Genomic DNA, 25,742 nt, shown 5'->3' with positions numbered 1-25,742 from the left:
GTCCGCATCAGTCGTGCTGGGAGTGCATCAGAACTCCTGTAACTCTCGAAATTTGGCGGCTAAACAAGGCCGTAAATTCAGAAACTTCGTTTAAAGTATGTTGCGCAAGCAAAAGGCACTCTCAACCCCGTAGAAGGTATTCATTGGGGTGATGGAAACTTCTCGAACGATGGCTGTGAATCTTGAAATCGTAGATTCCGTGCGCACCATTGAATTGGATGCGGAGGGCGAATCTATTCGAGCAACGTACGACAGTACTCGTGACTCGACAAGTTTCGCAGTCGTTGCGGTTGTTACGACCGTTCTCGGCAAAGACCCGCGGGCCGTAACGCCCCTCCAGTCCGCTATTGATACAGACGCGCTTGACAGAGTATCGTCGGAGTCGTCTACCGGTTTCGGGAACTGTGACAGCATTTCGTTCTCTTATGAAGGGTTGGAGGTCACAGTCACTGGTGACGGAGTTATCGAGGCGGACCCTATCGAGGACGCATAATCGGTACCGATGCTTCCGTATCACATTGCGTGTACTTGCCGTGGAACGCCTCGAATGGGCCGGAAATGGACGCCCGACACTGCGGTCATTCCGTATACGGACACGCGCTCGGAGTGTGGGTGCGAGCATTTCACTGTCAGAGGCACGACTGAAGATGAGTGAGCAGGCCGCTTCGTGTCGTGATGACTTTCGGACTGTGCTGCGAAAGCAACAACAACGAGTGGTAGCTGCCCTAGCGGCAGAGGAGACGATAGATCCGACACCGATTATTCGGGACGACGAAGCCCTCTCCTGCGAGGAGTACGTCACACTCGTCTACGAACTCCATCACGTCCATCTCCCTGAGTTACAGGCTGGCGGGGTGATCGAGTTTAACCGACCTGAAGAGACGGTACGGAGAGGGACGTATTTCGACGAGGCTCGCCCGCTGCGCGAACACGGTGACGACCGGTGAGGCACACAGACCGTACACCTCCTACCTGATGGTCCCGGTTCCCTCGCATAACTGTGGGAACGGCAGAACCCAGATTAGATCGTGTCTCAGTTTCCGTTAATATCCGCGATCGAGAGCGCAGAGGCCTGGTCTCCAGGTATCTCATCAGCATCCTCTTGGAGTGTTTCTATACTGTCTCTCCTGCCATCGTCGCCGGGCCGCTAGTAGTTGTCCGGTGTTGTGATCTCACCGTCGTAGAGGGACTTCACTCGGAACGGCGTTCATCAGGGTTGTCTTCCCGACGTCGATCGATCCACAGAACTGACCGCCGTGATTCCGCTAGAACTGCCGGAGCAGGGCCACCAGTTCCGTCGGCAGACTCGCCCGTTCGAACGGGTCGACGGGCGCCACGGGCGGTGCGACAGCACCGCCGTTCCCCGCTCGGCCGGTTCGAGTCGCTCTGTCGACAGCAACGTCGACCCGGTGAACGGCGACGAGTAGCACCCCCTTTCACTGGACACGGCAGGAAAGTCGCCGTTCCACCGCTGCACCACGCCGCCGGTCACGGTTCGCGTCGCGGGGGAGGTGAAGGAAGCAGTCCGTCTCTGCGAAACGTCTGTGCACCGAACCAGGCGACGATGCCGAGAACGAGGAGCACTCGGATGGCGAGCCCGATCGGTTCGGCGGTGCGCGGGAGCGACGTCATCTGTCCGACGAAGTTCTCCATGAAGTGAAACCCGATCAGCGCGAGAACGCTCCGGGCGGTGTTGTCGTACACCCAGGTGTAGACGACCGAGATGAGCAAGACGTTGAGTGCGAACGGGACAGGGCTTGGTGCGAAGTCGAAGTTGGCGAAATAGCCCGGCATCAGGAACAGCGGCGCGTGCCACGCCGCCCAGACGAGGCCGACGGCGAAGCCGGAAGTGAGTGCCGACCACCGGGTCTGACACCGGTCGAGGAGGTACCCCCGCCAGCCGATCTCCTCCGGGAGCGGGCCGACGACGAGAATCACCAGCGCGGTGAGGACGAACGCAGACGGGTCTTCCAGCAGGGATCGGAACTCTCCCACGTCGATGACGAACGCCGCGTCCGTCGCGAGCGCAGCGACCGCTCCAGTGAGGACGGCCAGTAGTGGAAAGAACGCGATCGTAACGATCCCCCATCCCGGCGAGATTCGACGGATTTCGGTCAGTCGAGCCCAGAGGTCGGACAGCCCCTGGCGGCCGTAGGTCACGTAACTCATGACGATACCGCCGAGTAGCGGGCCGGCACCGCCGACGACGGTGAACGGGAGCCCGGCCCCGAACGCTCCGTAATCGCCGACGATGTTCAAGCTCCACCACGCCCACGTCCATCCGTGCGAAAACAGGAGGTATCCCCACAGATCGCTCCCTCGGACGGACCGAACCCGACGGAGGACCGACGATCCCGTCATTGCTCTCCGGACTCATTTGTGACGCCGCGTGAAAAGAATTCTCCAGAATCTCACGCGGAGGCAGTCTGCTGCAACGGTCCGCTGTATTCAGCGATGCGCACGCGTCGACGGCGCAGCGAGCAGCACGGCAGTACGTTCGTTGGGACCGAGGGAAGCGTGAGTTCGGGAGCGCACCTCTCTTGTCTCGCGGGGATTTCGATGATACCTATCAAGGTAAATCTAGTTAGAACGAATCATAAGCTTTCAAATGGTTTCTCCGGACGCTGTTCGTGATCGACTCGCTGTGCTGCGAGAAGATACGAATGACACAGGCTGGCTCCACTTACGAGGAAAACTCCAGGAATTTTTGGAAAATTTGCTGAAAATCTGCCGAAAGCTCTCTATTATGAGCTACTTCGTCACATCGTCGGATTTCAATCGGTTGTAACACGAGTGTGGGGAATCTGCTCTTGTACACCCAATATTCCACCGTAATTGATGACAGCTCTCGCTATCTCGTTTATGGATTCATCTTTGGAGGTTCGAAATACCAACGATATATGTACAATGAGTATCTGATAGTTACTGGGCGAGTCACCGCTGTAAACCTGCGGCATCGAGTTACTCGACCAGGCCAACGTCGTGCCGTCGGCGACTCCAGTCACGGCCGCGAGCGGAGGGGAGAAGGGACCGGAGGCTCTCCCCGCAAAATGTTCTGCTCTGGCGAACGGTTCCGCCATCGTCTGAACGGCCGTCCCAACGGCGGTGGACGTCCTCATCACGACGTATCGCCTCCTGTTTCTCCCCGATTCCGTGCCTACACGCTGTGTTCTGGTTTTGACACTCCGCGATCGGAGGAACACCGAGCTGCGGTGTCCTCGTAGTCGTCAGCGAATTCACCGACCTACCGTGGCCGATATGTCCGTGCCCGCATTGGACAACCTGAAGGAGTCACCCGGCGATTGTGGCGGGTATGGCTGCATTTCGGCGGTTCCAGCCTGGAATCCCCCTCTTCGCTGTCTCGCTGTTGTCCGCTGGTGCAGTGCCTGTTCCCTTGTGCGGAACTTTTCCGGGAGGTATGCCAACAACTCCCAAGGGACACGGAAAGCGGCATGGTGAGGCCGTCATTCTGAATTAGCGACCGAGACCGCCTACAACCGGTGTTTCGAAGTGGCAATCGTTTCGCAACCACTCAGAATTACAATGGTAGTACTGTAATTTGTAGCCGGCACCCGTAACGACAGCGACCTTTCGATCGTCGTCTGTTTCGCAAGACGGGGACAGTTTCGGTGCGACTGCCCCAGCGGTTCTCTCTGGGGGAACGATGTCGCCGATCTCCCGCTCGATTCGTACTGCTGTGGCGCCTCACGACCCGTATTTCGTTCATCGATCACACCGCTCCGCCAGATATTCGGCGATTCACTGTCTCTCGGGCGATGTTCGGGACACGGGAATCAGCACGGGCGAAGCCGGTGGCTGTGACGGTGTTCACCGTTCCGTGCTGGTGGCGCGGTCGGACTGCACAATCGACGCGGTCAAAACGTAGAAATGCGGCAATTGCCTGCTAAGAGGCCCCGAAACGGGTTTCCGGTGCCCGGTGAGTGAGCTACCTGGCGAGCGGGTCGGGGAGGTGCGCTTCGATATCCCGCTCGGCGGCGAGTTCGGATAGTTGGTCGGCTACGGGCTGCTCGATGGGGATTCCCTCCTCGCGACGCTCGTGGCGAGCGCGATACTCGGGTTCGCCTGGGAGGAGCACCTCCCGGTCGTCGCGAATGGGCTCAGCCGACCGGAGATGCGCGGCCAATCGGGCGACGCGCTCGGTGAGTGCCTCGCGGGTCGAGAACACGGTCGGATCGACGGCGATGAAGGCGGCGCCGTTGCCGTTCCAGTCCTGGCGCTCCTCGGTGGAGACGGGGCCGTCGCCCACGATCGAGGCGAAGAGTTCGGCCATCGTCGCGAGGCCGAACCCCTTGTACCCGGTCGCCCGGCCGCCCAGCGGCAGGAGCGCTCCCTCGCCGTCCTCGAAGTCGGCCGCGTGCGCGACTGGGTCGCCGGAGTCGGTGATAGTCCACGCGTCGGGGAGCCGTTCGCCGGACCCGTCGCGTTCGATGATCTTCCCGTGAGCGACCTGGCTCGTCGCGCCGTCGTAGATCAGGTCGAACGGGAGCGCGTCGAACGTCGGGACGCCGAACGTCGTCGGATTGGTCCCGAGTCGCCTGTCGGCCGTCTCGGGTGGCGCGATCCGCTGGGAGCCGCCCTGGAGGTTGACCCACGACGAGAACAGCAGCCCCTCCCCGGTGACCCGTTCGGCCCACTCGCCGATGCGGCCGAGGTGTCCCGAGTCGCGGATCCCGACGACCGCGACGCCGAGTTCGTCGGCCGTCTCGACGAGCAGGTCGACCGCCAGCTGGCCGGTGAGCTGGCCCATCGCCGCCCCGCCGACGACCTGGTGGAACGACCCGGCCGATTCGACGGTCGGCTCGGCCGTCGGATCGATCGTCCCGGAGCGGAAGTCGTCGGCGTAGTAGGGGATCCTGACGACCCCGTGCGAGGAGTGACCGACCAGTTCCGCGTCGACGAGCGACGACGCGACGATATCGGCCGTCTCCGGTGGCGTCCCGTACGATTCGAGGGCGCGTCGCGAGAACGATTCGAGGTGCTCGGCTTCGACGAGGGGCATGGTTCCTCCAACACGGCGAACCGGCATTAAACGTGAGGTGCCGGACGGCCTTCGGTCCGCGTGACTGGGTCGTCGAGCGACGCGATTTCTCTCCGCTCCGGCGGGTTCATCCCCCCGCCGGCCCGTCCTCACTCGAAGTCGACCCAGCCGAAGTGCCCGGGCGAGTGGAACTGTTTCTCCGCGGTGCCGATCGGGTTCCAGCTCGCCTCCTGGGAGCGGGATGCCACGCCGGTTCGATGGAAGTTCGCGCGCCAGCGGTCGCCGCTCCCGGGCGCCAGGTCGAGCCCCGTGAACGCCGACAGCGCCTCGAACGGGAACCGGACGGCCAGCCACCACGACTCGTCGTCCGCGGACGGCTCTCGGGTCGGGCCGGGCTCGGAGGTCGCGACCGTGATCGCCTCGGCGAGTTCGGGCGAGACGAGGTCCCGACCGATCCCCCTGACGGACCAGCCGGGCTCCATCCACGCCATCTTGAACACGCCGCAGGGGTTCGCCTCGAAGTTCAGGTAGCGGGCGTTGCTGCCCGGGTCCGGCGTCGCGAAGAACTCGACGCAGCTGTCCTCGTACGTCGGCCCGTTCAGTTCCGTCGTCCGCGACGCGATCTCGTCGTCCTCGACCAGAAACTGGAGGGACAGGGACGTGTCGTCGTACAGCCCCCGGACCGTCGTCTCCGGTCTCGGGCCCGACTCGTACCAGTTGAACTCGTCGATGCTGGCGACGTCGGCGGCCGTCCACGGTCCCTCGACGTCGCCGGTCAGCGGCACGTCGGCGTCGGCGCGGGCGATGGTGTACGTCTTCACACCACCTCCGTCTCCGGTCTCCGGGAAGAGCCTCCCGGAACTGTCGTGACCCCGTGTCCCGGTCTCACTGGATCGAACTGTTTGGCCGGCGGTGCGAGCGACGCCGGGCGGTCGCCCCCTCAGACCGCGAACCGCTCCAGCACGTCCTCGTCGATCTCGATCCCGAGACCGGGTTCGTCGCGGATCTGGACCGAGTCGCCGTCGTTGGTGATCGGGTCGACGGCGAGGTCCTCGCGGATCGGGTTCGGCGTGCGGTCGAACTCCAGCAGGGGGTCGCCGGGCGTCGCGGCGATGACCTGGAGACTGGCCGCGAGGGCGACCGCACTCCCGAACACGTGGGGGACGCACTGGACGTTCGCGCTGTCGGCCAGCGTGGCGACGCGCCGGGTCGAGGTGATCCCGCCGGCGCTGGTCACGTCTGGCTGGAGGTACTCGACGCCCGTCTCGCGGGTCACGCGCTCGAACTCGTGCTGGAACGCCCAGCACTCGCCGCCGGCGAGCGCCACGTCGACGCCGTCCGCGAGGTCGGCGTAGTAATCGACGGCCGGGCGGACCGGTTCCTCGAAGAAGCGGACGTCGTGCGATTCGAGTCCGCGGGCGACGCGTCTCGCGTCGGCCAGGTCGTACGCGTGGTTGGCGTCGACCATCAGCTCCACGTCGTCGCCGACGGCCTCGCGGACGGCCGCGACCAGTTCGAGGTCCTCGTCGGGCCCCCACGGGAAGTGACGGGCGAGGCCGATCTTCTGTTTGAGCGCCGTGAACCCGGCGTCGACGTGGCCTTGCGCCTCTTCCGCGACGATTTGTTTGAGTTCGGAGAGATCGTCGACGTCGCGGAAGAAGTGGCCCGTCGCGTAGGCCCGAACCTCGTCGCGGCGCCGGCCGCCCAGCAACCGGGAGACCGACCGCCCGACCGACTTCCCGTAGGCGTCCCAGAGCGCGATGTCGACGCCGCTGACGACGCTGGCCGGGACGTACGAGTGATACGACGAGCGGAGTTCGAACACCAGGTCGTCGTGGACCCGCTCGACGTCGTCGACGCGCCGGCCGACCACTCGCGGCGCGACGTACTCGTCGACGATCTCCCGGTTGCCGGCCGCCGGCCCCCAGCACTCCCCCCAGCCGACGACGCCCTCGGCCGTTTCGACCCTGACGAGGCAGTACTCCCGGCTCTCGATCCACTTCTGGGCGTTGGCGAACCGCTCGTCGAGGTCGCGACGGAGGACTCTCGTCTCGATGTCCGTGATCTCCATGTGTTGGGATGTGACGCCAGGGCCCATAAACGCTGGTGCGACAGCGCGTCGCTCCCCGGGTCGCACTGCGGGGACGCCATGGACCGCCGTAGCGACCCGTGACGCCGGGACACCCGAGACCCCGGGACGCCCGAGGCGCCGGGGCGACCTGTGACGCAGGGGTCGCGCGGCGGTGCCGGCGAGGAGTAGTTATTTGCCGGTGTCGGTGTAATCGAGAGCCGATAGAATGACCCCACCTGTCGATGGACCGCCGGCCCGGGCGGGAAGCGAACAGCTCTGCGACGCGCTGGTCGACGCGGGCGTCGACCTCCTGGTCGGCCTGCCCGGGACGCAGACGCTCCCGCTCGACCGCACCGTCGAAGCCCGAGACGACGTCCGGTACGTGATGGCTCGCCACGAGACCGCGATCCCGCACGTCGCGTGGGGGTACTACGAGGCGGGCGGCGGCGTCGCCGCGACGCTGACGGTCCCCGGCCCGGGCGACACCAACGCGATGCACGGGCTGAAGAACGCCCTCGACGACCGCGTGCCGCTGATCCACGTCGCGGCGACCCCCGACCCCGACGACCGCGGCAAGGGCCCGATCCACGAGATCGAACCCGACACCTTCGACAACGTGGTGAAGGAGAACGTCCCGGTGGACCGGCCGGCGGCGTTCCACCGGAAGGTTCGGTCGGCGATCGAGTCGGCCCTGGCGCCCCCGCGGGGACCGGTCCGGCTCGGCGTCGCTCGCCCGCTCCTCGACGCCGAGTTCCGCTCGCCGGGGATCGTCGATACGCCGTCGGCGAGCGAGTTCGACGGCGACGCCGAGTACCGCGCCGCGGCGACGGCGCTCGCCGGCGCGGAGCGACCGGTCGTCGCCCTCGGACTCGGTGCCCGACGGTCCGGCGACCCGTCGGCGATCCGGGCGCTCGTCGAACGGCTGGACGCGCCGGTCGTCACCTCCTACAAGGCGAAAGGCCTCTTCCCCGAGGACGATCCCCGCTGGCTCGGCGTCACCGGGAGCCACCTCCCGGCCGGGGGGAAGCGGGCGCTCGCGGCCGCCGACGTCGTCCTCGCGCTCGGGACGCGCTTCGACGGCGTCACGACCGCCGACTGGTCGCTCCCGATGGGGGAGACGCTGATCCACGTCACGCGGGACACGAGCCGGATCGACGTCGCCTACGACGCCGACGTCGCGATCGCGGCGAGCGTCGCCGAGGCGGTCGACGCGATCGGTGACGAACTCGGCGACACGGCGCGGCCGGAGGCGGCGTGGAACGGGGCGGCCGTCGCCGAGCGCGTCCGCGCGGAGTACGAGGCACGCCTGGAGGAACGCGGGCTGTTCGCCGACGAGCCGCCGGTCGCGACGGCCGGCGTGTTGCGGACGCTCCGGGAGGCCCTGCCGCGGGAGGCGGTCGTCGCGACCGACATCGGCGGGTTCAGACTCTGGGCGAAACAGACCTTCGAGAGCTACGAACCCGGGACGTACGTCACGGCCGGGTCGTGGGCGGGGATGGGCGTCGGCCTCCCGGCCGCGCTCGGCGCGAAACTGGCCGCGCCCGACACGCCCGTCGTCGCCCTGACCGGCGACGGGAGCCTCATGATGTGCCTGCAGGAACTGCACACGGCGGCGGAGGAGGACCTGAACGTCGTCACGGTCGTCTGTAACGACGCGGACTACGGCGTCATCAGCAAGTCGCCCGACATCGACCGCTACACGGACGGTCATCGGTTCAGCTGGGCGTCGCCGGACTTCGCGGCCATCGCCGAGGGCTTCGACTGCCGCGGGACGACCGTTCGGACGCTCGATGGCGTGCGAACGGCCGTCTCGGACGCGCTCGGACGCAGTGACGGACCGGAATTGATCGACGTCCGCGTCGATCCGGACGAACCGACCGCGGCCGCGGCCGCAGACTACGACTCCGAACTGCGGTTCTGACCGCCCAGTTCAGATCCCGACGCGCGTCCCGTCACCGGCGCGGCCGGTGACGGCGACGTCCGCCGCGATACTCCGCGGGACACCGAGCAGCGACTCGCCGGGAGAAACGTTATGATTCGTCGCCTGCAACCGTCTGGACGTGATCTATCAGTCCGACGGGAGCCGAATCCCCGGAGTGAGCAGTCCGGCCGACGACGCGCCCTCGGGGGCGACCCGCGGATCCGAGCGCGCGGCGGCCGGGACGCCGCGCCGGGACGAGCGCGACGGCGAGCGGCTGTCGGTCGTCGAGTCGTACGTCGACCGGGTGCTGGAGACCGGGCGCGACCGGTGGAGCGGCGAGTCGACGCCGCTGTTCGTCGACGGCGTCCACGTCGAGACGACCGACCCCGTGACCTGGCGATACGACGGCGAGGAGTATATCGTCTCCAACCTGGCCAGCCAGCAGAACCTGTTCCGGGTCCTGACCGGGTTGAGCGGCGTCACCGGGGACCCGCGGTACGTGGACGCCGCCAGAGAGCCGGTCGCCTACCACTTCGACGAACTGGTCGACGACGGGGGCCTGCTCAGATGGGGTGGCCACCAGTTCGTCGATCTGCGGACGCTCGATCCCGTCGGCCACTTCGACGCCGACGTCCACGAGTTCAAGAACCACTTCCCGTTCTACGAGCTGCTATGGGACGTCGACCCGGAAGCGACGACCAAGCTGCTCAGAGCCGTCTGGAACGCGCACGTGCTCGACTGGGCGACCCTCGACATGAACCGCCACGGCGAGTACGGCCAGGAACCGGGCGACCTCTGGGACGACGAGTTCGCCGACCCGGACCCGTTCTTCGAGGGCGACGGCCTCTCGTTCGTCAACGTCGGTTCCGACCTGATACTCGCCGCCGGGGCGCTGTCCGCACTGGCCGGCGACGAAGACGCCTGGACCTGGGGGGAGCGACTCGCCGAGATGTACGTGAAGGCGCGCCACCCCGAGACCGGACTGGGCGCCTACCAGTACACCAAACCGCGACGGCGCGACGAACCGCCCGCAGACGGGCCGTTGCCCACGACGTCGAACTACGGCGACCGCGCGGAGAACCAGTTCGGCGACGAGTTCGGGGAGGTCGCGCGGGAGGGGTGGGTCGTCTGGGGAAGTCGGGTCCGCACGCTGTACGCCCGTAGCGGGTTCGTCCAGCTCGCGCTCGGGGAGTCGCTCGGCCGGGACGGCGAGCAGCTACGCCGGTGGACGGTCGCCGGCCTCGCGGCGCTCGCCGAGCACGGGTACGCCCCCGAGCGGAACGCGTTCCTGCCGATGTGGGCCGACGGGACGGATCTGACCGGGCGGTCGTTCCCGCGCACCGGGTACTACGGCGAGAAGGGGCAGACGTGGGAGCCGCTCGACGCCGACGTGCAGTTCCTCCGGACGTACGTCCGTGCGTATCGCCTCTCCGGGCGGGACGTCCTGTGGGAGACGGCACGGCAGATCGCCGACGGGCTCGGCGTCGGTGACATCGGCGTCCGCCCGGGCGACGCCGTCGCACTGGATATGAACGCGCCCGGCGCGAGCCCGATGGAGATATTCGCGCTGCTGGAGCTCCAGCGGACCGCGAGCCACACGGACTACCTGAACCGCGCTCGCCGCGTGGCGGACCGCATGATCGAGCAGCGGTACCACCGCGGTTTCTTCCTCCCGAGCGAGGACCACGCCTACGCGCGATTCGACGCGGTCGAGCCGCTGGCCATTCTCGCGCTCGACGCGGCGCTGCGCGGCGATCTCGGCCTGGTCCCGGAATACCTGGGCGGACACGGGTACGTCCACGGCACCTTCGACGGTCACGGTCGGACTCGCGACACGAAACTCATCTGGCCCGCCGAGCGAGGCGAAGAGCCCGGGGACCGGTGACACGTCGACGGGGCCGCGGGTCCCGTCAGCGCGGTGCGTCCCGACGCGCTCGACCGCAGTGCGCGCCGGATCTCCGATCGAGACGACGTGTGCGCCGCGCGTCCCGGGTCAGTCGTCCGCGGCCAACGCCGACTCCTCGTGATTCAGCACGGGCGACGAGAGGTCCCAGTCGTCGAGGTAGTCGCGTTCCGCGTCGACGAGGCGGGAGAACAGTTCGCGGGCCTGCTCGGTGCCGACCCGGACGAGCGGGTCCGTCAGGAACGCCCGGTACGCGCTGTCGACGTCGCCCGCGAGCCCGGCCTCGACGAGCGTCTCCTGGTTGTTCACGTGCGTCAGGACGACGTCGTGCAGTTGGTCTGGGAGTTCACCGGCCGTCAGCGGCGTGACGCCGTCGCCGTCGACCAGCACGTTCGTCTCGACGACCGCGCCGTCCGGCAGGTCCGGGCACTGGCCGCGGTTGGGGTAGTTGGCGTGGGTCTTCAGCGGTTCCAGCCCCAGGAGCGCGCGCATCCAGCCGACGGCCTCCTCGCCCGACTCGGTGAACTCGAAGGGCTCGTCGCCGTCCAGCAGGGCGCGGCGCTCGTCCTCGCCGTCCGGCCAGTGGTCGACCCGGTACTCGCTCGGGGTCTGGCGGATGCCCCACCGCTGGATCTGCTCGCCGGACGCGACGTCGAGGTACCACGGGACGAACTCGACGAGGTGGCGGTCGCCCGCGGCGGGCAGGACCCCGAACTGCTCGTAGAGGTCCTGGGTCACGTCGCGGTGATTGACGAAGTACGACTCGTCGTCCATGTCCCCGGGTTCGAACCGCGGGACCGACTCGCGGTCCGCTATCCACCTGTCGACGAGGTCGTACACGTTCCGGTTGCCCCAGTGGGCGTCGTCGACCCAGGTGAAGTGGTTGATGCCCTTGACGTTCACGCTGATCTCTTCGCGGTCCACGTCGTCGGCGTCGAGGTACTGCTCGGCGAGGTCGGCGAACAGCTCCTGGACCTTGAACACCTCGTGACAGAGCCCGACGGCGTTGATGTCGGGGTACTCCGCGTACAGCGTCCGCGTGCAGACGGTCATCGGATTTGTGTAGTTGATGACCCAGGCGTCGGGACACTGCTCGCGGACCGCCGCGGCGATCTCGCGGTACTGAGAGACCGACCGCATCGCCCTGAGCGTCCCACCGGGCCCGACGGTGTCGCCCACGGTCTGATAGATGCCGTACTCCGCGGGGAGTTCGAGGTCGTTGACCATCGTCTCGGCCGGCGGGTCCTGCGTCGACAGGATGACGAAGTCGGCGTCGGCGAGCGCGTCAGTCAGCGTCTCGGCGACCGTGTACTCCCAGTCGCCGACCGCCGCGTCGTGGCCCTGGATCCACTCGCCCAGCTCGGCGTTCGTCCGCGCGCTCTCCCGGTCGACGTCGTACAGCGCGACCTCGCCCGCGAGGTCCGTCGTCTGCGCGAGATCGTTCATCAGCGTCGTCGCCCACGACCGGCTGCCACCGCCGACGTAGCCGATCTTCACCCGGACGGTCGACTGGTCGTCGCGTCGTAACTGGTGCATCTACAGGCGCTTGTGATACGATAACTAATAGCTTTTGGCTGCCGGAGAGGAATTCCTCGATGCGCGGCCGTCAGTCCGCGCCGGCGGACCGCGGATCGCTCTCGCTCCCGCCCTCGCTCTCGACGCCCGGGAGCGGGTCGCTCTCCCAGTACTCCCGGTCGTCGCGCGCGTAGTAGCAGGCCGCCTCGTGTCGGGGCGTCTCCCCGACGGGCGTCAACTCGGGGCTCTCGGTCGTGCACGCCTGGCGAGCTTCCGGACAGCGCGTGTGGAAGCGGCACCCGCTCGGCGGGTTCTCGGGGTCCGGGACGTCGATCTCGCGGATCGGCGGGCTCTCGATGGGTTTGTGGATCTCAGAGATCCCGGAGGTCGCCCAGATGAGGCTCTTGGTGTAGGGGTGCTGGGGGTTCTGGATGATCTCGTCGGGCGGGCCGATCTCGACGATCCGGCCGAGGTACATCACCGCGATCCGCCCGTCCGACTTGCCGGCGAGATACCGCGCGTTGGACATGTTGTGCGAGATGAACACGAACGACGTGCCGAACATGTCCTGCAGGTCCAGGAGGAGGTTCATCATGTTCACGCGGAGCGAGACGTCGAGCGCGCTGACGGCCTCGTCGGCGAGGATCAGGTCCGGCTCCAGCAACATTGCACGGACGACGACGGTCCGCTGGGCCTCGCCGCCCGAGAGCTGGTGGGGATACCGCGACGCGTAGTCGCTGGCCGGCGTCAGTCCGACGGTCTCGAGCATCGTCTGGACGAGTTCGCGTCGTTCGACCAGGTTGAGCTCCGGCCGCCACTTCTTGAGCGCCGGACTCAGGTTCTCGAAGACCGTCCGGTTGGGGTCGAGCGAGTTCCCCGCGTCCTGGTGGATCATCTGGAGCGACCGCCGGATCTTCGGGTACGGGATCTCGCCGTCGCCGTTCCTCGCTTCCCAGATGTCCTGTCCGCGATAACGGACGGACCCGTTCGTGGGTTCCTGCAGCCCGATCATCGCCTTCCCGAGCGTCGTCTTCCCGCAGCCGGACTCGCCGACGAGGGCGACGACGTCGTCTTCCCCGATCGCGAGGGAGACGTCGTCCACCGCGCGGACGACCGAGTCGTCGCCGAAAAAGCGGTCGAGCAGTCCCTGTTCGGTGCCGAAGTGGACGTCGAGGTTCTCGACTTCGAGGAGTGGTTCTGAGCTCATTGCTGTGATTTCTTGAGCGGGATCGCTTCCCGGGATTCTTCCCAGTAGAAGCAGGCGGCCCGGTGGTCGTCAGTGACGTGTTCTAGCGGCGGGTTTTCGAGCGTGCACTCTTCCTCTGCTATCTCGCAACGGGGGTGATACGAACAGCCCTCGGGGACGTTCAGCGGGTCGGGGCTCGTTCCCATGATCGACTCCATGCTCTCCAGCGGCGCGTGGACGTCCGGGATCGAGTTGAGCAACCCACGCGTGTACGGATGCGCCGGATCGTTGACGATGTCCTCGGTCGGGCCGATCTCGAGAACCTCGAAGGCGTACATGACCGCGAGTCGGTCCGCGATGCGGGCGACGTGGCTCAGGTCGTGCGTGACCATCATGACCGTCAGGTTGTACTTCTCCTTGAGGTCGGCGAGCAGCTTCAGGATCGACTGCTGCATCAGCAGGTCGAGCGCGGCCGTCGGCTCGTCCATGATGAGCACTTCCGGGTCGAGGACGAGCGAGAGCGCGATGAGCGCGCGCTGTTTCATCCCGCCCGACAGCTCGTGGGGATAGGAGTTCAGTATCCGCTCGGGGTCCAGGTGGACGTCCTCGAGCAGGCTCCGTGCCCGAACCATGCCCTCGTCGACGTCGTGGTCGTGGGCTTCGAGCGTCTCCTCGAAGTGGCTCCGCAGCGAGAGCGTCGGGTTGAACGAGTCCATCGCGCCCTGGACGACCATCGAGATGTGTTCCCACCGGAACTGGCGCATCTCCTCCTCGTCGAGTTCGTTTGTGACGATGGGGTCGCCGCCGTCAGGCGGGTAGTACGTGATCTCGCCGGTCAGCTGGCCCGGCGGGTCGATCGCGTCGAGGACGGAGTCCGCGAGCATCGACTTCCCGCTCCCGCTCTCGCCGACGATCCCGATCACCTCGCCGCGGTGGACGTCGATCGAGACGTCGTCCAGCACCTTCGACGTCCCCCGACCCATCGCGAACCCGACGTTCGCGTTCCGGATCTCGAGGACGTTCTCGTGGGCCCTGCCCGCGCCCACGTCGGACCGGTCAGCGTTTTGCGATGCCATTGTCCCTCGCGGAGTCGCCGTCTCCTGGCCGCTCGGCGCTCGCAGCGCCGACCACTTCCGAGAGTAATGCTCCGACGCACATGTCTGGTAGAGATGACCTCACCCACCTACTTAACAGTTTTCCGCGCTCGACGCTCCGGCGCCCCGGTCACCCGCAGATATAAGGGGGATCCGAATGCATGCAACAACATGGCACAGGTGAACACAGTCACGCGTTCGATACGGCGACACTGGCCCATCTTCGGCGGGGCGGTGTCCTCGACGCTTCTCGTGATCGGGCTGGTGATCGTCGCCGTGGCCGCAGCACTGAACACCGGGGTCTGGGCCGGCATCCTCGGCATCGTCGGCATTTTGCTCGTGCTCGTCGCGCTCGTCTCGCGCGGGCTCATCCTGGTGTACCAGAAACTGTGACACCCGAGAAGCAATTCTCGTCCGGGCACGCCGCCGTTGTTCTACCGTCGATCGTCCACGCCGTCGGTCAGGTCCGGTTTCGATCCTGAGCCGTCGAACGGGTTCTCTCCGTGAAGACCGAGACCGACCTCCACGCTCAGAAGGCTACCGTGAACACGTAGTAGACTCCGATCAGGAGGAGGACGATCGCGATCAGGCCGATCATGTACCGCGTCGTACTGCCTTCTTTTTCCACTTGCATCGGTCTATCACGAACGTTCGATAGAGGCCGTGATAACAGTTGTCATAACGTTTCTGTCAGGAATCGCGTTTGTCGAACCGATGGTGAGAACCGTCGGCCGCCCTGGAGGCTGCGGCGGTTGCCGTCAGTCGTCGGCCGGGGCGGCCGGCGTCGCGTCCTCGTCCGATTCCAGTTCCTCGCTCGAAACCGTCCTCGCGTGGCGGGCGCGCAGGCGGGGGTTGAACAGGCGGTCGGTCCCCTGGGCGAACAGCTGGAGCCCGTAGGTCATCGTCGCGATGAACAGCATCGGCGCGAGGATCCAGTGGAACCGGTCGGCGCCGGCGAGGGCGCCGCCGTTGCGGGCGACGTTCAGGATGACGCCCCAGTTCTGGTTCGTGAACGGCAGCACGCCGATGAAGTACAGTCCGACGGACTCCATCAGCACGCCGCGCATCGCGCCAGCCGACCCCATCATCAGCAGGGGCATGAGTCGCGACATGATGTTCTTCGAGAGGATGCTCCTGGTCGGGAGGCCGAGGACGCGCGAGGCCTCGACGTGTGACTCGCCCCGGATCGTCAGCACCTGCGACCGGAGCTGCCGGGCCAACCGCGGCCAGTTGTCGATCGCGAGGATGGCGCCGACGAACACCGGGCTCTTCGGTTCGATGATCACCGCCAGCACGATCACCAGGGCGAGCCCGGGAATGTTCATCATGATGTCCGTGACCGTCATCGCGATCTTGTCGAAGAGCCCGCCGAGGTACCCGCCCCCGACGCCGAGCAAGATCGCGAGCCCGAGCGTCACCAGCGCGCCCGTCCCCATCATGACGAGCATCGGTCGGGTGGCGTAGATGTTCATCGCCAGTAGATCGCGCCCGATGTCGTCGGTCCCGAGCGGGTACCGCATGTTCTCCCACATCCCGAGGATCGGCTCGGCCTGCATCGGTTTCGGCTCGGGGACGATGTAGGGACCGAAGATCCCCAGGAACGCGAAGACGGCGAGGATGATCCCGCCGACGCGCGCTCGTGGTGACGTCCAGAGGATCCGGAACGGGGTCAGCAAGCTCTGGTCGACTCGCTCGCGGGTGTGTTGTTTCCAGGAGTACTCCGTGTCGGAGACCTCGAAGTTCAGCGCGGAGTCGTCCGTCCGGGGACGGTCCCGGTCGAGGCGGTTCTCGATGGCCGTCTCGCCGGCCCGAGCGTCGTCGTCCGAACGCAGGTTGCGGACGAACTGGCGCACCGACTCCCGGAACGACCACGAGTAGGCGTTCCGGTCCGTGTGACCGGCGCGCGGGTCGATGAGGCCGTAGGTGAGGTCCGCGATGAGCAGTCCGAGGACCGTGACGACGGTGAAGAGGATGACCGCCGCCATGACCGTGACGTAGTCGCGCGACATCGTCGCCTCGTAGAAGTAAAAGCCCATCCCGCGGTAGCGGAAGATCTGCTCCATGATGATCGACCCGCCGAAGATCGTGGCCAGCCCGGCCATCAGCCCGGTGTACATCGGGAGCGTGGAGTTCCAGCCGATGTACCGGAGCTGTATCCGCGACTTCGGGAGCCCCCTGAGTTCCGCCACGTCGACGTAGTCCTCGCCGATGATCCGGGTGCAGTGAGCGCGGAACTCGAGCCCGCCCCAGGAGGTCACCGCGAACGACATGATCGGGAGCGCGGCGTGTCTGAGGACGCTGGCCATGAACGCGGCGTTGAACCCCGGCGTCAGGTCGTTGTTGTACCGCCCCCCGCTCGGGAAGAACTCCGTCCCGAACCCGAACACGAACAGCAGGATGAGCGCGACGATGTAGTACGGGACGGAGTCGGTGAAGATGACGAAGTAACTCCCGGCGACGTCCCACTTGTCGCCCTCGTGGACGGCGAGGAACCCGCCGATCAGGAACACCATCATCGTCCCGAGCACGAGCGAGAACAGCGAGACGAACATCGTCCAGGGGATCGCCGGCCCGAGTACGTCCCAGACGGGGTCCGCGTAGAAGATCGACCGCCCGAAGTCGCCCTGGAGGATCGACGTCATGTAGTCGATGTAGGCCTGCCACATCGGCTTGTCGGGGTTGACGTTCGTGTAGAGCTCGACCATGCGATTGAGCTGCGAGTAGGACACCTGTCCCCCCGACCGCTGGCGTATCTGTGAGGCGATGTAGTCGGCCGGGCCACCCGGGATCAACCGTATCACGACGAACGAGAAGGTGATCGCCGCCCAGACGGTGATAACCGACTGGCTGATCCGTCGGAGATAGTAATTCTTCTCCGGCATACCGGGAGAATCCTGGCACATACACTTAACGGTTGCGGGCATCACGATCGAACATTACCGAGCGGGACGCTGGCGAGATGGACGCGGGTGCAGAAACGGGGACGGAGTAACGGAGACGTGGACGGGATCACCGGGCCGGGCGCCCGGGTTTTCGATTCACCGGGTCAGCCCTGGGGCCACTGGTCGGCCTCGCCTTCGGGGACGGGGCCGAACCACTCGTTGCCCATCTTCCCCATGTAGTGGGCGTAGGAGTACTGGCCGATCTCGATGATCTCGTACTTGTAGGCCGGGTTGTCCTGCCCCTGCGGCGGGTAGGTGCGCCAGCGGGACTTGTTGACCCAGTACCCGCCGGAGCCGCCCTCTTCGTTGACGGTGAACCACGGGACCGTCTGGTTGAAGATCCAGGCGAGCTCGTTGACCCGCTCCTGGCGCTCCTCGCCGGACATCTTCCTCCGGAGCTGGCGGCGCTTGTCGTTGATGTTGACCGTCTGCAGATCCCCGTCCGGGTCGCCCACGGGGTACGGGACTTCGACCTCCGGTTCGAGCGCCCAGGCGCCAGCGTTGGGAACGTCCTCGCCGGCGAGCGTCTTCGTCATCGGGAAGGTCGTGTTCCAGTCGAGCGTCGGCGGGGCGCTCTTGGCGCCGCCCCACGCGTCGAACATGATATCCCAGTCGCCGGAGTCCATCGTCTCCCCGGCGCGGATCGTCGACTCCTGCGCGGTGACCTCCGTGTTGAGGCCGAAGCTGTCCAGGTACTCTTTGGCGATCTGGGAGTAGCGAAGCGCCATGGGCTCCTCGTCGGAGGTCGCCGTGTACAGTCGGAGCGTGACGTTGTTCCCGTCGGGGTCCTTCCAGCGACCGCCGCTCTTCGAGAACCCGGCGTCCTGGAGCAGTTGCGTCGCGCGGTCGGTGTCGACGTCGGACTCGGAGGCCGCGTACTGTTCGAACGACTGGAGCGTGTCGTTGGGCCAGTTCTCCGGACCGCCGAACCACGGGACCTCCTTGTCCTGGCCGAGACCGGTGATGTGGCGGTCGTGGATCCAGTAGTTGCCGTAGTCGGTGTGCCACGACATCATCTGCTGGCGCGGGACGACGTGCATGATCGCCTGCCGGACCCGGCGGTCGCCGGTGAGCGAGTCCGACTGGCAGTTGAAGAACAGCCCGTTGCCGCCGGCCCGCATCGTCGGGACGATCTGGTCCTCGGTGAGGTCGTTGGCCGGCCGCCAGCCGAGCTCTCGGATCTCCTGGCGGGCGGACTCGGAGTTCGGCGGGTAACTGACGTCGATGATCTCCTCTTTCATCGCCTGGGTGCGCTGTTGCTGGTTGGGGTAGCGACGCCAGCGCAGGTCGTAGTCGATCATGTCGCCCGTGATGTCGCCGTCGGCCCACGAGTGTTCGCTGAACGGGCTCCAGTAGTCGTCGTAGGCCTCCATGAGGGCGGTGTTCGAGTCGCCTTCGGTCATCTCCCAGATCGAGTTGCCGGGAACCTGGCTGTTGTCCCAGGGCGGTCGCTTGACCGTTTCCTGGAGGTCCGCCCGGACGTCGTCGCGCTCACTGTCGCTGGAGGCGTCCGTGAACCGCTCGGCGAACTCGCCCCAGTGGTCCCGGTGGGCCCAGAACCAGCCGCGGCGCTTGAGGTGACCGAACTCGAAGATCTCCCGACTGATCTCGGCGTCCTTGAGTTCGAACTGGAGTTCGTAGTCTCCGGTCTGCTGGACGTTCTCGTACAGCGGCTGCGCACCGTACCCCTTGTTGACCGTCTGCATCAACTGCCCCAGTTTGAGCTGGGTGACCGCGTCTTCGGCCGTGAGGTCGGAGCCGTCGTGCCAGGTGTACGAGTCGCGGATGTTGAAGATGACCGTCCCGTCGTCCTGGTACTCCCAGTCCTTGAGGATCATCCCCTTCGTCGCGTTGTCGTACTTGTCGTGGACGGCCCACTGGTCGAACATGGCCCAGTACCACCGGAACGACCAGTTGGCGGAACTCCCGTACGGATTGAAACGGGCGTTGTCCGGCGCGATACCGATGATGTGGTCCAGCGTCCCGTCGACGTACTGGCCACCGGCCGTATCGGTCGCGTCGTCGCCACCGTCACCGCCGTCACCGCCGCCGCCGCCGTCGCTTCCGTCACTTCCGTCGCTCCCGTCACCGCCGTCGCCCTCGTTGCCCAGCGGTGTGACTGTATCCGTCCCGTCCTGACCGTCGCCCTGACAGCCGGCGGCGCCGACCAGCCCGGCCGCCGCGGCGCCACCCAGTGACTTCTTGAGTAGCCGTCGCCGTGTTGTCTCCGGCAGATCGGCCCACTCGTCGTCGCCGACCCACTCGTCGGATTCTTCGCTACTGTTTGATTCCATCATGCTGAATCCATTCCCCACTTTTCACTTCCGGTATATATAATTATTGTAAGTTCGGTTATCTATAGTGCCCGTTCCGGCGGGTATCGGGCCCTCGCTCCCGTCCTCGGTGAGCGCGACCGGGCGGACGGGTCGGCAGGTCCGCTACCGGTGCCATCCCAACTGTTATCCCGTCCGCAGACACTTGACCGAGTGATGGCAGACGACACGACGAGATCAGCGTTTATGGACTGGATCTGCCGCCGACAGTTCCTCTGGACGAGCCTGCTTGCGCTCACGCTCGTCCACCTCGTCATCGCCGGGATGGCCGCGACGGCCATCGAACGGGGATCGGCGAGCTACTACGTACTCCTCATGGACTTCGGGCTCATCGCCGTCCTGCTGGTGATCATCGGCCTCGTGTTCTGGCGGTGTAACTACCTCGACGACACGCCGATGCACTGACGTCCTCGCCCACTCGGTGGAGGTGCTGCCGGCAGGCGTGAATGTCTGTCTCGATGAGACGAGAAGTAAACTTAATAGTGTCGATGTTATCTTCCCTGTATGCAGCCACAGCGACTTCGCCGGAATTTCGAAACCGTCGCGTTCACCACAGCGGTCCCGTTCACCGACGATACGTCCGGAGTCGACCTCGCCGCGCTCGCGGACAACGTCGAACGGCTCTACGACAGCGGCGCTCGCCTGTTCATCCCCTGTGGGAACACGGGGGAGTATTACGCGCTGACGGACGAGGAGCGGGTCGCGGTCGTCGAGACGCACGTCGATGCGACCGGCCCGGAGGCGGTGGTGGCCGGCGGCCTGGTCGGCAACGTTCCGGAGGTGGCACACCTCGCGTCCGCGTACGCGGACGCGGGAGCCGACGCGATCATGCTGATGCATCCCGACCACACGTACGTCCACGAAGAGGGGCTGAAAGCCTACTATCGCCGCATCTGTGACGAGACCGACCTCGGGGTCGTCATCTACAAACGCGGTCGCGACCTGCCGCGGGAGGTCCTCGTCGACCTCAGCGAACGCGAGGAGGTGGTCGCGGTGAAGTTCGCGCTCGACGACGTCAAGGAGTTCGCCCAGACCGTCCAGGACGCCGACGGTGAGGTGACCTGGTTGAACGGGATCGCCGAACGGTACGCGCTCGCGTTCGCCGTCGAAGGCGCGTCCGGCTACACGACCGGCATCGGGAACTTCCTCCCCAGAACGACGCTCGCGCTCCACGAAGCGATCGAAAACGAGCACTGGGCGCGCGCCCGGACGATCCAGCGGTCGCTCCGGCCGCTCGAAGACCTCCGCGACGACCCGGGCGCGGGAGGTTCCGTGGCCGGAGGGAACAACGTCCCCGTGGTCAAGTACGGGATGGACCTGGCCGGATTCGAGGGCGGCTCCGTTCGCGAGCCCCTGGTCGACCTCGGTCCGCGTGACCGCGAGATCGTCGAGCGACACTACGACCGGATCGAGGGGACGTTCGGGAACTCCGCGTGACGCGCCCGCGCCTGCCACCTGGGGCGAGCCGGACCGGGCGTCTCCCGCATCATGAGTGAGAGTCGATCCAGCCGATAGCGGACCGCTTCCGGTCGAATATCCGTCGAGCGCGCATTGCTGCTGAACTACCCACGACCGTGCGGGAGCGGGTGGGCCGTCGACGCTGTTCTCGGACGATACTTCGTCCCGGATGCACCGTGACGGTGACCGTAGTTCCGGGGACCCGATCGAGTTTCGGACGGGCGAGACCTCGAAAATCACGGTACGACAGCGGGCAAATCGACGACGCTTCGGTCGTTCTGGCCGCGTCCCTTCCAGCGCGATCGTCGCCAGATTTTCTGTCGCCCCACGCGAACGCCCTCATTGACGGTTAGAAGCCGTTACACGCGAAATATTTGGTCCAGGAGAGTTCCGTTCCGCGATTCGTTCGCGTTCCCCTCTCGGGACATCTGGGGAGAAGCGTCAGGAGCGCTTTCACTTACAAACGTATGGTCGTAATAGCAGCGTATTTGCGATCTACTACCAAATGACTACTGCCAACAATTCACACGTCTCGCGCCGATCGGACACGTATCGACGAAATGGCCCGTGAAACCTGGATATCTTCCAGAAACGGCCGTTCCCTGGGCTGTTCCGCTATCGAGAACGGCATCCCGGATGTTCCGTAGAGGGGAACGAGACGGTGCTGTGAACGGTCGCCGGAGGAAAATTACAGCGAGGCGGCCCGGGCGTCCAGGACGAGGTTCGACCAGAGACCGGCGGATCCGAGTGGAGGGTGCGGCATTGGGGACGCGCTGTGGACGCAGTGGGCCGAGACAGACGGGCCGAACGACGGGACGAGGCCCGCGTAGCGGGAGCCCCCGGTCGTCGGGCTGGGCTGGTGGGTCGGGCCCGTCTTCGCCAGCCTGTTCGTAGCTCCCGACGGGAAAATGATTAAGTTCGGTTGACGAGGCATTGACTATCATGGCAAAGGCGTCCGAGAACGGGAGGGGACGAACGATCCGCTCGGTGGGGATCGCGTTCGAGGTACTGCGTGCCCTTCAGGAGAACGGGCGGTCGACGGTGGCGGAACTGGACGAGGTCCTCGACTACTCGAGAAGCACCATCCACAGCCACTTGCGGACGCTCGAACAACAGGGGATGGTCGTCAGGGAGGGCTACGAGTTCCGACTGGGCCTTCGCATCCTCGACATGGCGGATCGCGTCAAGGATCGCGTCGGGAACTACGATGCCGTCCGGAGCGAAGTCGACGCCCTCGCCGAAGAGAGCGGAGAAACCGCGCAGTTCGGGATAGAAGAACACGGACGGGTATCGTACCTGTACAAGGCGAGCGGCGAGAACGGCATCAAGAGCGCGTCGACGGTCGGGACCCAGCAACCGATCCACTCGACCGGTCTCGGGAAAACGATCCTGGCGCACCTCCCGGACGAACGGGCCGAGGAGCTCGTCTTCTCGTGCGAGTACGAAGCGCGAACTGGGAACACGATAACCGATCCCGAGGACCTCCTCGCGGAACTAGCCCGAATTCGGGAACGGGGCTACGGCATCGACGACGAGGAGAACGTCGAAGGACTCCGGTGCGTCGCGGCGCCCGTCAAAAGCGACGACCGGGTGCTCGGCGCGGTGAGCATCACCGGCCCCTCGAGCAGGTTCACCACGGATCGGATGCACGGCGAGCTCTCCGACCTGGTCCGCTACACCGCGAACATCGTCGAGATCAACACCAAGTTCTCCTGATCGACCTGGCCCGACGGATCAGGTCAGCGCCCCCGAACTACTCGGCTTCGACGGCCGGTCGTTCACAGCCAGGGTAACTAGTCACGGGACTCGACAGCGGCCGCCGAGGCTCCCCGTTCGGTGCCGTACGCGACCGAGCCACGCAATCGAGCGACGGCAGTCAACAGCGGGAACGTCCACGCTCGGTCGGCGTAGAGGAAGGCACAGAGGTCGCGGTCGTCGACGTGACCGAAGGGGTGCCGTGACCGAAGCGTCTCCTGTCGCGTCTCCGCGACGTCCGTGAGTTCGTCCTCGAACTCGGTCGTGTACCAGCCCGGGATCGACGGCCTGTCCAGCTGGTCGAGCAGGTCGGTGAGCGTCTCCCGACCGTCTGTGATCGATGCCCGTTCTTCCGCTAGCTGCCCACAGAACTCCTCGCGTTGCGCGATGGCCCGGCCCACGGCGGCGAGAAGCCGCGATTTACACGTCTCGGTGAACGGTGTCCCCTCCCGCTGCAGCGCTGTCGCGACCTCGGCCGAGAGCTCCGCGGCGGCGTGCGCGACCAGCGGTTCGCCGTAAACGTCGTCGTAGTGTTCGACGGCCATCACCGTCTCCCGATACGCGCTGCGAAGCCGTCGCACCTCGCGCGAGTCGGGCTGGTGGACCAGGGTCTGTCGCTGCGGCGCCGTCGCCGGGGTCGGCACGGTCCGCATCCCGGCGACCCGCTCCCTGAACCGCTGGAACCCTGCCCGTTCCGCTTCGACCGCCTCGCACTCCTGCTCGACGAGACGTTGCGCGTCGGATAGCGGAGAAAGCACGTGTCGCCGAAGCGAATCCAGGATCGGTCTCTCCCCCCTACTCATCTCTCCTGGCACATGTCCGTCGCCGAAGGATAAAACGCTTGTTATCATATAAAAACAGGTCCGGGAACGGAGCAGTCCGCGTCCCCTCCGCGGGCTTCGGCCGCTGATTCACCGGGGAGCAGGCGGGTGATCTTGCTCCCGCTCTCGCTCTCGTCTCGTTCTCGTCTCGCTCTCGTCTCGTTCTCGTCTCGCTCTCTCGGTTCCGAGACCGAACGCCTGGTACCAAGCTTCAAAAGCGGGCCCGACGAACAGTTCGGCTATGGCCTCCTACGAGATCGCCAGTATTCCGGGAGACGGTATCGGGCCGGACGTCGTCGACGCAGCGATGCCGCTCGTCGAGGACGCTGCCGACGAGTACGACTTCTCGATCGAGACGACCCGCTTCGACTGGGGTAGCGAACGGCAGCTGGAACACGGGGAGATGATGCCCGCGGACGGACTCGACCGGCTCGCCGACTTCGACGCCATCTTCCTCGGCGCCGTCGGGCACCCGGAGGTCCCGGACCACGTGACCCTCCACGGCCTCCTGTTGCCGATCCGGAAGGGGTTCGACCAGTACGTCTGCAAGCGCCCGAACGTCCTCTTCGATGGCATCGAGAGCCCGCTCAGGGGGTACGAATCCGGCGACATCGACTTCGTGGTCTACCGGGAGAACACGGAGGGCGAGTACGCGGATATCGGCGGCCGCGAGCACCGGGGATTCGAACACGAGACGGCGGTCCAGTCGGCGCTGTTCACGAGGCAGGGGACCGAGCGGATCGTCCGCGCGGCCTTCGAGGCCGCCACGGAACGCGAGGGCCACCTGACGAGCATCACGAAGTCGAACGCACAGGCCCACAGCATGGTGTTCTGGGACGACGTGGTCGACGACGTGAGCGAGGAGTTCCCGTCGGTCGACGTCGAACGACTCCTGGTCGACGCGGCGGCGATGGACCTGATCCGCCGCCCTCACGAGTTCGACGTGCTCGTCGCCTCGAACCTCTTCGGCGACATCCTCACCGACGTCGGCGCTCAGATCACCGGGAGCATGGGACTCGCGCCCTCTGGGAACATCCACCCCGGCGATGCGTACCCGTCGATGTTCGAGCCGGTCCACGGGAGTGCGCCCGACATCGTCGGCGACGATATCGCCAACCCGCTCGCGACGGTACTCTCGTGGTCAATGCTGTTCGAAGACCTCGGGGAACCGGAGGCCGCCGACGCGCTCTGGACCGCCGTCTCCGACCAGCTCGCGGACGAGTCTGCCCCCAGGACGCCCGACCTCGGCGGCTCGGCTGCGACCGGGGACGTCGTCGCCGACCTCCGGTCTCGGCTGTAACCGAACTGTCCGAACAGGTGCTGTTCCCACGCGAACGCGCGTCTCGTCGTCGGCCCGCCCACGATGCCGACGTGGCCCAATCGACATTCGCCGTGTCGGACCGCGGCGCGCTCGACTCGGGTTTCACGACGGCGAACGCACACAGCCGAATATATGAAAACTGGTGTTTTTACAGTTCTACTCGTTCTGTGATGTGTCGTCGAATTCGATTCCACTTACGCCACTCGGAGGCGGTGACCACAGTCTCTGCCCCCGGAACGAAGCAACTGAACAGCCGCGATCGGCCGACTCTGTTCGCGCCGAACCGATACAGGACCAGGCGAGAATACGGAGAATGTAACGAAATCACCTGTTAGATTGAAATTTTGTCGCGATTCGTCGGTTGATTGCAGATGATCCAATCAAATCCCGCGAAGCGAGCCGGCGGGCGTCGCATCTCGATTC

Annotated in this window: 19 protein-coding genes; 9 read left to right on the top strand and 10 right to left on the bottom strand. The window is 65.8% G+C overall.

Features of this window, described 5'->3' with window-relative positions:
- Positions 1 to 151 precede the first annotated feature (151 nt).
- Positions 152 to 493, top strand: coding sequence for a HalOD1 output domain-containing protein (locus ACMGFE_RS18265; protein WP_436926674.1), 342 nt, complete (start codon positions 152 to 154; stop codon positions 491 to 493).
- Positions 494 to 647: 154 nt separating this feature from the next.
- Positions 648 to 947: a hypothetical protein gene (locus tag ACMGFE_RS18260; protein WP_436926673.1), complete on the top strand. Its 300-nt coding sequence runs from the start codon at positions 648 to 650 to the stop codon at positions 945 to 947.
- A 541-nt stretch (positions 948 to 1,488) separates the two neighbouring features.
- Here the strand turns inward: ACMGFE_RS18260 and ACMGFE_RS18255 are convergent.
- From ACMGFE_RS18255 to ACMGFE_RS18240, 4 genes are all read right to left on the bottom strand, one after another.
- Positions 1,489 to 2,361 (bottom strand): CPBP family intramembrane glutamic endopeptidase, encoded by an 873-nt coding sequence (locus ACMGFE_RS18255; RefSeq protein ID WP_436926672.1) that lies wholly within the window; start codon positions 2,359 to 2,361, stop codon positions 1,489 to 1,491.
- A gap of 1,585 nt (positions 2,362 to 3,946) precedes the next feature.
- Entirely contained in the window at positions 3,947 to 5,020 is a 1,074-nt protein-coding gene (locus ACMGFE_RS18250) for an Ldh family oxidoreductase (protein ID WP_436926670.1), read from the bottom strand.
- Between the two features lie 128 nt (positions 5,021 to 5,148).
- A complete protein-coding gene (locus tag ACMGFE_RS18245; RefSeq protein WP_436926669.1) occupies positions 5,149 to 5,820 on the bottom strand; it encodes a carbohydrate-binding family 9-like protein in 672 nt (223 codons plus the stop codon).
- 119 nt (positions 5,821 to 5,939) lie between these two features.
- Positions 5,940 to 7,070 (bottom strand): mandelate racemase/muconate lactonizing enzyme family protein, encoded by a 1,131-nt coding sequence (locus ACMGFE_RS18240; protein ID WP_436926668.1) that lies wholly within the window; start codon positions 7,068 to 7,070, stop codon positions 5,940 to 5,942.
- 226 nt (positions 7,071 to 7,296) lie between these two features.
- On the opposite strand from ACMGFE_RS18240, the gene ACMGFE_RS18235 reads away from it, so the two are divergent.
- Together ACMGFE_RS18235 and ACMGFE_RS18230 are read left to right on the top strand one after the other, a co-directional pair.
- Positions 7,297 to 8,991 carry a thiamine pyrophosphate-binding protein gene (locus ACMGFE_RS18235; protein ID WP_436926666.1) on the top strand — a complete coding sequence of 565 codons (1,695 nt, stop codon included), beginning with the start codon at positions 7,297 to 7,299 and terminating at the stop codon, positions 8,989 to 8,991.
- A gap of 139 nt (positions 8,992 to 9,130) precedes the next feature.
- Complete coding sequence (locus tag ACMGFE_RS18230) at positions 9,131 to 10,876, top strand: hypothetical protein (RefSeq protein WP_436926664.1); 1,746 nt, start codon at positions 9,131 to 9,133, stop codon at positions 10,874 to 10,876.
- Between the two features lie 108 nt (positions 10,877 to 10,984).
- On the opposite strand, the gene ACMGFE_RS18225 is transcribed toward ACMGFE_RS18230, so the two are convergent.
- The 3 genes from ACMGFE_RS18225 to ACMGFE_RS18215 all read right to left on the bottom strand — a co-directional run bounded on the left by ACMGFE_RS18225 (position 10,985) and on the right by ACMGFE_RS18215 (position 14,671).
- Positions 10,985 to 12,430, bottom strand: coding sequence for a family 4 glycosyl hydrolase (locus ACMGFE_RS18225; protein ID WP_436926663.1), 1,446 nt, complete (start codon positions 12,428 to 12,430; stop codon positions 10,985 to 10,987).
- A gap of 70 nt (positions 12,431 to 12,500) precedes the next feature.
- Positions 12,501 to 13,616, bottom strand: a complete 1,116-nt coding sequence (locus ACMGFE_RS18220) for an ABC transporter ATP-binding protein (protein WP_436926662.1) — start codon at positions 13,614 to 13,616, stop codon at positions 12,501 to 12,503.
- Positions 13,613 to 14,671 carry an ABC transporter ATP-binding protein gene (locus tag ACMGFE_RS18215; protein ID WP_436926661.1) on the bottom strand — a complete coding sequence of 353 codons (1,059 nt, stop codon included), beginning with the start codon at positions 14,669 to 14,671 and terminating at the stop codon, positions 13,613 to 13,615. Before ACMGFE_RS18215 ends, ACMGFE_RS18220 begins: the two co-directional genes overlap by 4 nt.
- Positions 14,672 to 14,860: 189 nt before the next feature.
- Here ACMGFE_RS18215 and ACMGFE_RS18210 point away from each other — a divergent pair, with 189 nt between their 5' ends.
- Positions 14,861 to 15,082 (top strand): hypothetical protein, encoded by a 222-nt coding sequence (locus tag ACMGFE_RS18210; protein ID WP_436926660.1) that lies wholly within the window; start codon positions 14,861 to 14,863, stop codon positions 15,080 to 15,082.
- Between the two features lie 365 nt (positions 15,083 to 15,447).
- On the opposite strand, the gene ACMGFE_RS18205 is transcribed toward ACMGFE_RS18210, so the two are convergent.
- Both ACMGFE_RS18205 and ACMGFE_RS18200 read right to left on the bottom strand, forming a co-directional pair.
- A complete protein-coding gene (locus tag ACMGFE_RS18205; protein ID WP_436926659.1) occupies positions 15,448 to 17,571 on the bottom strand; it encodes an ABC transporter permease subunit in 2,124 nt (707 codons plus the stop codon).
- Between the two features lie 164 nt (positions 17,572 to 17,735).
- Positions 17,736 to 19,928, bottom strand: a complete 2,193-nt coding sequence (locus ACMGFE_RS18200; protein ID WP_436926658.1) for an ABC transporter substrate-binding protein — start codon at positions 19,926 to 19,928, stop codon at positions 17,736 to 17,738.
- Positions 19,929 to 20,120: 192 nt separating this feature from the next.
- On the opposite strand from ACMGFE_RS18200, the gene ACMGFE_RS18195 reads away from it, so the two are divergent.
- From ACMGFE_RS18195 to ACMGFE_RS18185, 3 genes are all read left to right on the top strand, one after another.
- The gene (locus tag ACMGFE_RS18195; RefSeq protein WP_436926657.1) at positions 20,121 to 20,369 is read left to right on the top strand and encodes a hypothetical protein; all 249 of its coding nucleotides are present in this window, start codon (positions 20,121 to 20,123) and stop codon (positions 20,367 to 20,369) included.
- A gap of 99 nt (positions 20,370 to 20,468) precedes the next feature.
- Positions 20,469 to 21,401, top strand: coding sequence for a dihydrodipicolinate synthase family protein (locus tag ACMGFE_RS18190; protein WP_436926655.1), 933 nt, complete (start codon positions 20,469 to 20,471; stop codon positions 21,399 to 21,401).
- Positions 21,402 to 22,364: 963 nt separating this feature from the next.
- A complete protein-coding gene (locus ACMGFE_RS18185; protein WP_436926654.1) occupies positions 22,365 to 23,138 on the top strand; it encodes an IclR family transcriptional regulator in 774 nt (257 codons plus the stop codon).
- 77 nt (positions 23,139 to 23,215) lie between these two features.
- On the opposite strand, the gene ACMGFE_RS18180 is transcribed toward ACMGFE_RS18185, so the two are convergent.
- Positions 23,216 to 23,935, bottom strand: coding sequence for a DUF7260 family protein (locus ACMGFE_RS18180; RefSeq protein ID WP_436926652.1), 720 nt, complete (start codon positions 23,933 to 23,935; stop codon positions 23,216 to 23,218).
- A gap of 304 nt (positions 23,936 to 24,239) precedes the next feature.
- On the opposite strand from ACMGFE_RS18180, the gene ACMGFE_RS18175 reads away from it, so the two are divergent.
- Positions 24,240 to 25,298 (top strand): isocitrate/isopropylmalate dehydrogenase family protein, encoded by a 1,059-nt coding sequence (locus ACMGFE_RS18175; RefSeq protein ID WP_436926651.1) that lies wholly within the window; start codon positions 24,240 to 24,242, stop codon positions 25,296 to 25,298.
- The last annotated feature ends 444 nt before the right edge of the window (positions 25,299 to 25,742 follow it).

It is taken from the genome of Halosimplex amylolyticum (genome assembly GCF_051414035.1).
In the GTDB taxonomy this organism is placed as follows: Archaea; Halobacteriota; Halobacteria; order Halobacteriales; family Haloarculaceae; genus Halosimplex; species Halosimplex amylolyticum.
The sequence above is the reverse complement of the archived record's forward strand: the minus strand, read 5'-3'. Positions and strand labels throughout refer to the sequence as shown.